This is a genomic window from Streptomyces sp. NPDC003379, from assembly GCF_053589195.1.
The window spans coordinates 174,587-186,351 of the sequence record NZ_JBSFRK010000003.1 but is presented as its reverse complement, the minus strand read 5'-3'; the positions used below and the strand labels follow the sequence as shown (position 1 = coordinate 186,351).

At 74.8% G+C, this 11,765-nt stretch carries 2 protein-coding genes (1 of these 2 cut by a window edge); both read right to left on the bottom strand.

Annotated elements, in window-relative coordinates:
- Nucleotides 1–13: 13 nt before the first annotated feature.
- Nucleotides 14–8,992 carry an SDR family NAD(P)-dependent oxidoreductase gene (locus ACWDVB_RS04600; protein WP_451513918.1) on the bottom strand — a complete coding sequence of 2,993 codons (8,979 nt, stop codon included), beginning with the start codon at nucleotides 8,990–8,992 and terminating at the stop codon, nucleotides 14–16.
- Nucleotides 8,989–11,765 carry the final stretch of an amino acid adenylation domain-containing protein gene (locus tag ACWDVB_RS04595; RefSeq protein ID WP_451513919.1) on the bottom strand. The gene runs 21,598 nt beyond the window's last position, so the window shows 2,777 of its 24,375 coding nt (coding positions 21,599–24,375); the start codon falls outside the window, past its right edge — the gene reads right to left on this strand; the stop codon is at nucleotides 8,989–8,991. The genes ACWDVB_RS04600 and ACWDVB_RS04595 overlap by 4 nt, the downstream gene beginning before the upstream one ends.

Below are 11,765 nucleotides of genomic sequence, written 5' to 3'. Positions count from 1 at the left end.
CTCTGTTTCTCCTTCAGCTCCGCGTGGCGCGCGGCTGCGCGGTGGTCTCGGCCAGGTGTGCCCGGTTGGTCCGCAGGCGGTCCTCCGCGGTGGCGGAGGTCTGCTTGCGCAGGCGGAACAGGCGGTGCCGGATCCAGCCGTGGCGCAGCGCTTCGGCCAGATCGGGATCAAGAGGGGAATCGGCTGCCTCGGGGTCGTACGGAATCTGCTCCTCGATCACGAAGCGGTTGCGGGCGAACACGTCGGACCAGGTGCGCGCGGTGGGGACGCTGATCCCGGCGGCGGGGTCGACCAGGTCACCGCTCAACGTGCACAGATAATCGACGAGGAGAACCTGCCCGCCGTCCACAACCGCCGCGTCCAGGCGGGCGAAGAGCGCCTGCTTGTCCTCGACGCGGTAGCAGCTGTCCATTCCGTACGCCAGGTCGTACTGACCCGGAAACGGTTCGAGCGACCCGCTCCAATGGAACACGGCCACGCGCCCTCGCGCCCCACGCCCGCCGCCCTCGGAGATCTCACCGATACGCCGCTCTGCCGCGTCGACGACCTCCTTGTCACCGGTCACACCGTGCACGATCAGCACCTGATGACCGGCAGCAAGATCAATAAGCGCGCCCACGTCACGACACCCGAACTCCAGGACGGCGCCGAGATCTTCCAGACCGGCCTCGGCGAGGAGGAGGCGGTGTGGCGGGGCCGCCGGCTGGGTTGCCGGTGTCGGGGTCGGGGGCGCGGCCGGTACCAGGGACGGCGACGCGGCCGGTGCCGAGGCCGAGGATGCGGCCGGGCGCGCGGCCGGTGCGGGGGCCAGCGATGCGGCCGGTGCCGAGGCCGGAGCGGCGGAGACGGGCTCGGTGGCGGCGGAGACGGCGGAGACGGCCTGCGTAGCGGCAGCCGGAGCGGCGGGGACAGGGCCCGCCTGGGCCGCAGCCGGAGGGGCGGGGGCAGGGGTCGCCTGTGGCGCGGCCGGAGCGGTTGCGGAGGCCGCGGTCGTTTGCGAGGGGGTGGTTTGGGGCTCCGTGGCCGCGTCCGTTCCGGTCGCGCGCTCGCGCCCCGTGGTGAGCCGCCGCCGCAGATACGTGGCGAGCGCGCCCGGTGCCGGGTGGTCGAAGACCAGGGTGACGGGGAGCCGCAGGCCGGTGGCGCGGCTCAGCCGGTTGCGGAGTTCCACCGCGGTCAGCGAGTCGAGGCCCAGCTCGACGAAGCCGGTGTCGGCGCCGATGGTCGCCGGGTCGGTGACGAGGACGGATCCGACCTGCGCGCAGACGAGTTCGAGGAGCGTGGCGAGCTGTTCGTCGTCCGGCAGGTCGGTGAGCCGGTCGAGGCTCCGGCTGTCCGGCGCGGCGGTGGCCGCCACCGTCCGCGGCACGCTGCTCAGCAGGCCGCGGTGGAGCGGATGGCCGTCACCCGACTCGGCCTGGGCGCGCAACGCGTCGAGGTCGAGACGCATCGGTACTTGGAGTGGTTCGTCGGCGCCACGGGCCACGTCGAAGAGGGCGAGCCCGTCCGCGGAGGGGATAGGGAGCAGTCCGCCGCGGGCCATCCGCCCGGTGTCCCCCTCGCTCAGGTGCTTGGTGAGGCCGGTGGCCTGCTCCCAGTAGCCCCAGGCCATGGAGGTGCCCGGCAGCCCTCGCGCCCTGCGGTGCTGGGCGAGGGCGTCGAGGAAGGAGCTGGCGGCGGCGTAGTTGGACTGGCCGGGGTTGCCGAGCACTCCGGCCGCCCCGGAGAAGAGTACGAACTCGGCCAGGTCCATGTTCCGCGTCAACTCATGGAGGTTCAGGGCGCCTTCGGCCTTGGGCCGCAGCACCCGGGCGAGCCGCTCCGGGGTCAGCGCGTCGAAGACGCCGTCGTCCAGGTCGCCCGCCGTGTGGACGACGGTGCCGAGCGGGTGCTCGGCGGGGAGGGAGTCGAGTACCTCCGCGAGGCGGGCCCGGTCGGCGACGTCGCAGGCCACCACGGTCACCTGGGCACCGGCCGCGGTCAGCTCGGCGGTCAGCTCGGCCGCTCCGGGCGCGTCGGGACCGCGCCGGCTGAGCAGCGTCAGGTGCCGGGCGCCGCGCGCGGTCACCAGGTGCCGGGCGAGCATCCCGCCGAGGGTTCCGGTGCCGCCGGTGATCAGCACGGTGTGCGCGGGGTCGGGGCGCCGGGGCACCGTCAGGACGATCTTGCCGACGTGGCGGGCCCGGCTCATGAACCGGAAGGCGTCCGGTGCGCGCCGCAGGTCCCAGACGCGGCGGGGCAGGTGCGTGAGGGCGCCCCGCTCGAAGAGGTCCACGATCTCGGCGAGGATCTCGCCGATGCGCCGCGGCCCGGCGTCCACGATGTCGAACGCCCGGTAGCGGACGGCGAAGTGCGCGGTCGCGACCTGCGCCGCGTCGCGGATGTCGGTCTTGCCCATCTCGACGAACCGGCCGCCGCGCGGCAGCAGCCGCAGCGAGGCGTCGACGTATGCGCGGGCGAGCGAGTCGAGTACGACGTCCACGCCGCGCCCATCGGTGACGGTGCGGAACTTCTCCTCGAAGCCCAGGTCACGGGAGGACGCGAGGTGGTCGTCGGGCACGCCGAGGTCGCGTACCGCGTCCCACTTGCCCTCGCTCGCGGTGGCGAAGACCTCCGCGCCCAGGTGCCGGGCCAGCTGTACGGCGGCCATGCCCACGCCGCCCGCGGCGGCGTGCACGAGGACGGACTCGCCGGAGGTCAGGCCGCCCATGTCGACCAGGCCGTAGTAGGCGGTGGCGAAGGCGACGGGCACCGCGGCGGCCTGCTCGAAGGTCCAGTCGGCGGGCATCCGTACGACGGTGTGGGCGTCGGCGACGCAGACCGGTCCGAGGCCGCTCGGGAAGAGCCCCATCACACGGTCGCCGACGGCGAGGCCGGTCACGTCGGCGCCCACGTCGGTGATCACACCGGCCCCCTCGGCGCCGAGCGTCAGCTCCCCGGGGTACATGCCGAGCGCGCCGAGCACGTCACGGAAGTTGAGCCCTGCGGCGCGCACCTCGATACGCACCTGACCGGGGGTCAGCGGTGCCTCGGCCGCGGGCCAGGGCAGCAGCGCGAGGTTCTCCAGGGTGCCCGCGCCGCTGGTGTCCAGTCGCCATGCGGTGCCGTCGCCCGGCGGGACCAGCGCGCTGTCCGAGCCGAGCCGGGCAAGCCGGGGCACGGTCGCCTCTCCTTCGCGCAGGGCGAGTTGCGACTCACCGGCGGCGGTGGCGGCGGCGACCGCCGCGGGCAGTGCGGCGGCCGAGGCGTCGGTGCCGTCCACGTCGACGAGGAGGAGCCGCCCGGGGTTCTCCGCCTGCGCGGCCCGCAGCAGGCCCCACACGGGGGCGTGCACCAGGTCCTCGATGTCCTCGCCGACGCGGGTGGAAACGGCCCGCCGGGACACGACGGCCAAACGTGCCGCGGCCTGACTCTCGTCGGCCAGCCACCCCTGCACCAGGTGGAGTACGCGCGCGGTGGCGTCCCGCACCGCGGCCGCGAGGTCGCCGGGCGGCGCGGTGTGGAGGGACACCAGGGCGGTCTCGCCCGCGCCGCCGCTGTCGGACACGTCGGTGCCCGCGCGGCGCAGGGCCCCGGCGAGGCCGAGTTCGTCGGGGCCCGCCACGGTCCATGACCCGGGGGCCGTCTCGGCGGGGGTCAGCGGGGTCCACTCCAGGCGGAGCAGTTCGTCGGGCAGGGCAGCGCGGGCGGGTGCCTGCCGTGCCGTACCGGAGAGTGGGCGCAGCACGAGCGAGTCGAGGACGGCCAGGGGCCTGCCCGCGGTGTCGGCGACGGCGGCCGAGACCGCGTCGGTCCCGGCGCCGGTCAGCCGCACCCGCACCGTGGCGGCGCCCCCGCCGAACAGCTGCATGCCGGTCCAGGAGAACGGCAGCAGCCCGCCGCCGTCGCGGACGAACCCGCCGAAGCCCATGGCGTGGAGGGCGGAGTCGAGCAGGGCGGGGTGCAGGCCGTAGCGGGCCGCGTCCGGGCCGTCGTCGAGCGTGGCCTCGGCGTACACCTCGTCGCCGCGCCGCCAGACGGCGCGCAGCCCGCGGAACGCCGGGCCGTACGCGTACCCGGCGTCGGCCATCACCTGGTAGTAGTCGTCCACCGGCACGGACTCGGCGCCGGCCGGCGGCCACACCGCGAGGTCGAACCCGGCGTCGTCCGCACCGGCCGCGAGCAGCCCGGCGGCGTGCCGGGTCCACACCCGGCCACCCGGCGCCTCGGTGTCGTTGGCGTCGCCCTCGGCGAGCGAGTGGATCTCAAGGGCGCGGGCGCCCGTCGCGTCGGGTGCCTGGACGACGAGCTGCAGCCGGGCGCCGCCCCGCTCCGTGAGGGTGAGCGGAGCCTCCAGGGTGAGTTCCTCAAGCCGCCCGAGGCCCAGGGTCCGCCCGGCGTGCAGCGCCATCTCCACGAAGCCCGTGCCCGGGAAGAGGACCGTGCCGGACACGGCGTGGTCCGCGATCCAGGGGTGCGTGGCAAGCGAGACGTCGCCGCTGAACACGGTGCCGCCGTCGGCGAGTTGCACGGCGGAGGCGAGCAGCGGGTGACCGGCGGCCGTCGCCCGCTCCGGGGCCCCACTCCGCGCCTGTGTGGGCGGGGCGGCGGGGGCGGTCTCCTCGACCCAGCAGACCCGTCGCTCGAACGGGTACGTGGGCAGCCCCGGCACCCGTACGGGCGTACCCGCGCCGTCTCCGTACAGCGCGGCCCAGTCGACCACCGCGCCGCGCACCCACAGGTCCGCCACCCGGCCGAGGTCCCGCTCGCGCAGGGCCGCGTCGAGTCCGGCCGCGTCCACCCGGGCCGCGGTGGCCGCGAACACCGCGTCGGACGGGCGTCCCCGGCGCCAGCGCGTGAGGTGGCCGCGCAGCTCCTCGGCCCCCGATGCGACGACCGCCAGCCGGTGCGTCAGGTCCACGCGTCCGGTCTGCAAGGTGTACGCGATGTCCGCGAGGTCCGTCGAGGGCTGCCGGACGAGGAAGTCGAGCCAGGAGTCGACGTACGCCCCGAGGCGTTCCTCGGTCCGCGCCGACAGGGTGAACAGGACCGGGCCGCGCGCGGCAGGCCGGACGCGGGGCGCGGGCTCCGGCGCCTCCTCCAGTACGACGTGGGCGTTGGTGCCGCCGCCACCGAGGCCGGTGATACCGGCGCGGCGCGGCACGGGGACGCCGTCCACGACGACCTGGTCCCACGGCACCGGGGCATCGGAGAGTTCGAAGGGGAGCCGGTCGAGGTCGATGGCCGGGTTGAACTCCTCGGGCAGCCTGGTCGGCGGCAGTGTGCGGTGCTGGAGTGCGAGGACGACCTTGAAGAGCTGCGCCATGCCCGCGGACGCCTCGCCGTGCCCGATGTTGGGCTTCAGGGAGCCGATCCGGAACCGGCCGCTCACGCCCTGCCGGTCCTCGAAGGCCTGGGTGAGGGCCGTCATCTCGACGGCGTCGCCGATCTCCGAACCGTTGGCCGTGGCCTCCACGTAGCTGACCGTGCGCGGGTCGATCCCGGCGTCGCGCAGCGCCTCCCGGATCACCCCGGCCTGGCGCTGGGAGCTGGGGCTGGTGAAGCCGATGGTCCGGCCGTTGTGGTTGACGGCGCTGCCGCGGATGACCGCGCGCACCGGGTCGCCGTCGCGCAGCGCCTGCCGCAGCGGCTTGAGCAGCACCGCGCCGACGCCCTCGCCGGGGACGATGCCGGTGGCCTCGGAGCCGAAGGACGCGCAGTCGGAGCGGTCGGAGAGCAGGCCCACGGTGGCCAGTTCGACGTACGTCGACGGGTGGAGGTAGAGGTTCACGGCCCCGGCGACGGCCAGGTCGCAGCGGCCGGAGCGCAGGCTCTCGACCGCCTCGTGCAGCGCCACGTGCGCGGACGAACAGGCGGTGTCCACGGCCTTGCTCGGGCCGCCGAGGTCGAACTGGAAGGAGACCCGGTTGACCATGTCGCCGAACGAGGTGCGGGGCATCTCAAGGCGCCCCTCGGAGCCGAGCCGGGTGAAGCCGTGCTTCGCCCCGCCCGCGAAGACCCCGATGCGGCCGCGCACTGTGGGGGGCAGTTTCGAGGGGGCGTAGCCCGCGTCCTCCAGGGCCTTCCAGCACTCCTGGAGGAAGAGCCGCACCTGCGGGTCGGTGTTGCGCGCCTCCTGCTCGGTGAAGTGGAAGAGCGCGGGGTCGAACTCGTCGAACCCGTCGAGGAAGGCGCCCCACTTGGAGTGGCTCTTGCGCACCACGTCCTCGCCCTCGGGGTGCGGGTCGTAGTGTTCGCGCCAGTCCCAGCGCCGACGCGGGATCTCGGTGACGGCGGACCGCCCGTCCATGAGGAGCTGCCAGTAACTGTCCTGGTCGGGGGCGTCCGGGAAGGACCCGCTCATGCCGATGATGGCGACGGCGCCGGCGAGCTCGTCCTCGGCTTCGGACACCGTTTCCGCTTCGAGCTGAAGGGGTTCGGCAGGCTCGGCGGCGGTGGGCGTGAGCACCGCTCCGTCCCAGCCGAGAAAGGCCCTGCACGCGTCGGGGAACTGCTCGACGAGCTGCCCGGCCACGCCCTCGACCTTGGCGAACTCGAAGAACAGCGTCCGCGAGGCCGACGGGAACGCCTCGCTCAGGAGCTGGTTCAGCCGCGTACGCGTGATCGAGTCGATGCCGTAGCGGTCGAGCTGCTCCTTGGCGTCGACCTCACCGTCGCCCTCCCCCGCGCCGACCAGCTCGGTGGCCATCAGCGCGATCCGGTCCTCCATCGCCTGCTCAAGCCGCTCGGGACGCTGTTCGTCCTGGGGCTCGGCGACGGCGACCGGCACGGGCACGGGCACGCGTACAGGCTCGACCGTCTTGGTGGTCACGGTGGCGGTGGCAGGGATGCCGTGGTGGTCCTTCGCGAACGGGTAGCCCGGCAGCGGCACCCGGCGCGCCGGGCCGTTGCGGTGCGGCCCGCGCCACTCGACGGCGCCGCCCCGCACCCACAACTCGGCCACCTGGGCGAGCTTCCCGCGCTCCAGCCACTTGCCCACGGCCTCGCGCAGCTCGTCGTCGGCGAAGAGCCGCGCGACATCGCCCCGCCCGTCGGCCTCACCAAGCCAGCAGTTCTCGGGCAGCTCCCGGCCATCGGCCAAGGCGCGGAGTCCGGCGAGGAGTTCCTGTCGGTCGCGTACGACGAGCGCGGCGCGGGCCGGGAGTTGCGCGCGGCCGAGTTGTAGGGTGCGCGCCACGTCGGCGAGCGACGGCGGTGCGCTTCCGGCTCCGGCACGGTCGTCGGCGTTCCCGGTGGTGGAACCGTCGGACCGCGCGGTCAGGCGGGCCAGCTCGCCCGCCGTACGCCCCTCGTGCAGGGCGTCGGCGTCCAGGCACGGGCCGAACTCGGCGTCCAGGGCCGCGCCGATGCGGGCGAACTGTTCCGGACGTACGCCGTAGGAGTCCAGGGGCTCGTCCGGGTCGATCTCGTCGGCGGCGACGCCCAGGACGCCCGCCACCACCGCGCACACCCGGGCGGGGTCCGCGGTGCGCGCTGTCTCCATGACCGGAACCGGGGTGGTGACGGCGGCCGCGGAGGCGGCGGCGCTGTCCAGGTACTCGGCGAGAGCGTCCGCGTACACACGCAGCCGCTCGGGGTTGCGCGCCGACAGAGGGACGATCTGTGGTGTGCCGCCGTCGTACGAGCGATCCGGCTCGGCGACGGGCACGTACTGCTCGACCACCACGTGCGCGTTGGTGCCGCTGTGCCCGAAGGAGTTCACCGCGGCCATCAGCGGAGCCCCGGAGCCGTTCCGCCAGGGCCCGGCCGTCTCGTCGGGGACGAACGCCGAGTCCTTGAAGTCGATCAGCGGATTGAGTTCACGCAGCGTCGGCATGCCGACCAGGTGGCCGTGCCGCATCGACAGCAGGACCTTGATCAGGCCGACGACGCCCGCCGGGGCGCCGGTGTGGCCGATGTGCGCCTTGGCGCTGCCGATCGCGCAGAACTCCCGCTCGGTGGTCAGCCGCCGGAACGCCCGTACCAGCGCGTTGGCCTCCACCGGGTCGCCGAGCGCGGTGCCGGTGCCGTGGGCCTCGACGTAGCCGACGCGTTCGGCGGGGATGCCGAAGCGCCGGTAGACGTCGAGGACCAGGTCCTCCTGCGCGGCGCCGTTGGGCGCGGTGATGCCGTTGCTCGCGCCGTCCTGGTTCATGCCGGTGGCGCGGACGACGCCGTGGATGTGGTCGCAGTCGGCCACCGCGTCGGACAGCCGCTTGAGCACGAGGACGGCGACGGCCTCGGAGTAGACGGTGCCGTTCGCGTCGGCGTCGAAGGTGCGGCACTGTCCGCTGGGTGACATCGCGCCGCTCTCGACGAGGAGGTCGAGCCCCCGCGCGTCGAGGCCGGCGTTGACGCCGCCGACCAGGGCCAGCGACGACTCGCCCGAGCGCAGGCTCTGGCAGGCCAGGTGCACGGCGGCCAGCGAGGACGAGCAGGCCGTGTTGACGACCAGGGCGGCGCCGCGCAGATCGAGGAAGTACGAGAGACGGGAGGCGACCAGCGCGTCGGAGGCGCCGGTGAACGACTCGTGGGGGTAGCCGGTGGGCTCGGCGCCGATGAACAGCCCGGTGCGGGAGCCGGCCAGGGACGTCGGGTCGAGCGCGGCGTCCTCCAGGGCGTGCCAGCTCTCCTGGAGCAGTAGCCGCTGGTTGTGGCTCATCAGGTCCGCCTCGTGCGGCCGGATCCCGAAGAACTCCGCGTCGAAGAGGTCCCGTTCGGGGAGCGCCCCGCCCCAGCGGTAGCCGCCGGGGTCGTCCCCGGCGAGGTAGTGGTCCGGCAGCTCGCCGTAGCCGACGCGGCCCTCGGTGAGGTTGCGCCAGAACTCGCGTACGTCCGCGGCCCCCGGGAACTGCCCGGACATGCCGACCACCGCGATGTCCAGCATCCGCGAACCGTCCTGCTGGGGTTCCGGGGTCCGGCGGCGGGCGTCCAGCAGATCGCGCGCCCGCTCCGCGCCGACCGCGCCCTTGACGTATCCGTCGAGGATGTCGCGGAAGTCTGCGCTGCTCATCGTTGCTCCCTCGTGGCCAGCTCTGCGTCGAGCAGGTCGAGCACCTCCGCGGCGGACAGCTCTCCGGCCGCGAAACGTGCCTCCAACTTCACGATCAGGTCGTCCGGTGCGGACGGCACGGGTGGTGCAAGTGGTTCTGTTGAGGTCGGCGGTCCTTCAGTGGTGTCCGGGCCGAGCAGTCCGTCCAGGTGGTCGGCCAGCCGCTCCACGGAGGAGAACTCGTACAGGGCGGCGGCGTTGAGCTCGATGTCCAGCTCCTCGGCGATCCGCGCGACGAACGTGGAGCCGGTGATCGAGTCGACGCCGAGGTCGGCGAAGGCCGTCGAGGGTGACAGGTCCTCCTTCGGCACGCGCAGCGTCCGGGCGAGCCGCTCCACCAGCAGACGCCGGAGTTCGGGGCGCCGGTCACGGCCGCCGGCCGCGCTGTCGGGGACCGCGGGGGCCGTCGGGGCCGCCGGGGTCCCTGCGGTCGTCGGGGCCGTCGGGGCGCGCATGCCGATGACCTGCCGGTAGCGGTCGGCCCGCAGCAGCCGCACCGCCGTGTCGAAGCAGGCGGCCCCCTCGGCGTCGTCCAGGAAGCCCAGCGTCGGATAGTCGCGTGCCGCCTCGCCGAAGGAGGCGCGCCAGGCTCCCCAGTTGACGATGCCGACCGGGAACGGGGCCGTGGGGGCGACGGAGCGGGCGAAGGCGTCGGCGGAGGTGATCCCGGCCGCGTAGGCGGCGTGCGTGCCGGCGCCGCCGAAGGAGAAGGCCTGGGCGGAGGAGAAGTAGCAGAGGAAGTCCAGCGGTTCGTCCGCCACGGCGTCGTACACGTTGCGGGCGCCCGCGGCCTTCACCTCGTAGTGCGCGCGGAACTCGTCCTCGCCCAGGTCGGCGAGCGCGCCGGGCGCCCCCGTGATGCGGGTGGCGCCCGCGAACAGCACGCCGTGGATCTCGCCGAGGAGCGCCTTCGCCTCGGCGATCGCCCGCCGGGCCTGGCGCGGGTCGGTCACATCGCCCTGTACGTAGCCGACGCGGTCCCCGTAAAGGGCCTCGCGGACGGCGGGGTCGCCCTGCGGTCGGCGTCCGACGCAGACCACCTTGGCGTCGTACCGGTCGATCAGATGGCGGCTGACAGCGCGTCCGACGAAGCCGCTGCCGCCGACCACGACGTAGGTGCCGCCCGGCCGGATGCCCGGCAGCCCCGGCCTGGCCGCTTCGGACGGCTCCACCGGACGGACCTCCTGCCGGTACCGCCGCCCGCCGCGCAGTGCGACGAGGTCGGCGGCCGGGGACGGGGGCTCGGCGGCCACGGCGGCGGCGACCGCCTCACGGCCCTCGGGCGTCAGCAGGTCGGCGGCCGTCACGTCGAGGTTCCGTACGGCGAACCGCCCGGAGTCGCGGGCCACGAAGTAGGCGAGGCCCGTGAGGCCCGCGCCGTGTGCGGCGCTGTGCTCCCCGGTCACCGACTGGGTGTCCTGCGTGACGACGCAGAGGTCCGTCCGCCTGCTGCCGTCGATCCGCTGAACGGCCTTGACGAGCCGGAGCAGCGCGAGTTCGGGCCCGTCCGCGCCGTCCCGGGCGCCTTGCCCGGAGCCGGTGACGAGGTACATCCGGTCGGGCACGGCTCCCCCGAGACCGAAGGACCCGTCCAGCGGCCGCTCGGTCACCTCGGCACCGCCGTACCGGTGGTACGCGGCCAACGCCCCGGCGAGCCCGCAGCCCGCCCCCTCGGCGGCGACGAGCACCCTGCGCGGCCCGCGCGGGGCGGCGGAAACCGCGGCCGACTCGACCCAGCGCGGCACGGTCAGCAGCCCTCGCGGCGGGGTCACGGGAGCCTCAACCGGGCGGGCCGGGGACTCCCCGCGCGGCGCATGCCCCCGGGCGGGACCCGCGGGGGACTCCACTGAGCGCGGCACGGGCGGCAGCCCTTGCGGCGGAATCACAGGAGCCTCAACCGAGCGGGCTGGGGCCTCCCCGCGCGGCACGGACGGCAGTCCCTGCGGCGGAGTCGCAGGAGCCTCGACCAAGAGGGCCGGGGACTCCCCGCGCGGGGCAGGAGCCGCGGGAGACTCGGCCCGGCGCGGCACGGGTGGCAGCCCTTGCCGCGGGGGCACGGGAGCCTCGACGGGGCGGGCCGGGGGCGACGCGGCCGGTGGGGCGGTGGTGTGCTGTTCGCCGGTCGTGGGGACCCAGTGGCTCTCCTCCGCGAACGGGTACGTCGGTAGGGACACCCGGCGTGGGCGGTCCGTTCCGTGGTGGGCGGGCCAGTCCGCCGGGGCGCCGTCGGTCCAGCGCCGCGCCGTCTCGTGGAGTTCCGTCCCGCTCAGCGGCGGGCGCGTCCCGGAGGTCGCGAAGTCGTGGAGTTGGCGGGCCAGTTCGTCGGTGTCGTGCGTCACGAAGGCGACGCGTACGGCCCACTCGACCCGGCCGACTTGCAGGGTGTAGGCGATGTCGCGCGCCGCGTGTCCCGCGGCGCCCGCGGTGATCGCGTCCCGCAGCCGCGCGGCGCTCTGCCGCAGCTGCTCCTCGGTGCGGGCGGAGAGCGGCACGAGGACCGGCTCGTGCGGCGCGCGGGCGGGCGCGGCTTCGGCGGCGGGGACGTACTCCTCCAGGACGATGTGCGCGTTGGATCCGGTGGCTCCGAAGGAGCTGAGCCCCGCGCGGCGCGGCCCCTCGGGTGGGGCGGGCCACGCCTCGGTCGCGCGCTGCAGCCGGAACGGGGTGGCGTCCAGGCCGAGCAGCGGGTTCACGGTCCGCGCGTGCAGCGAGGGCACCAGCGTGCGGTGGTGGA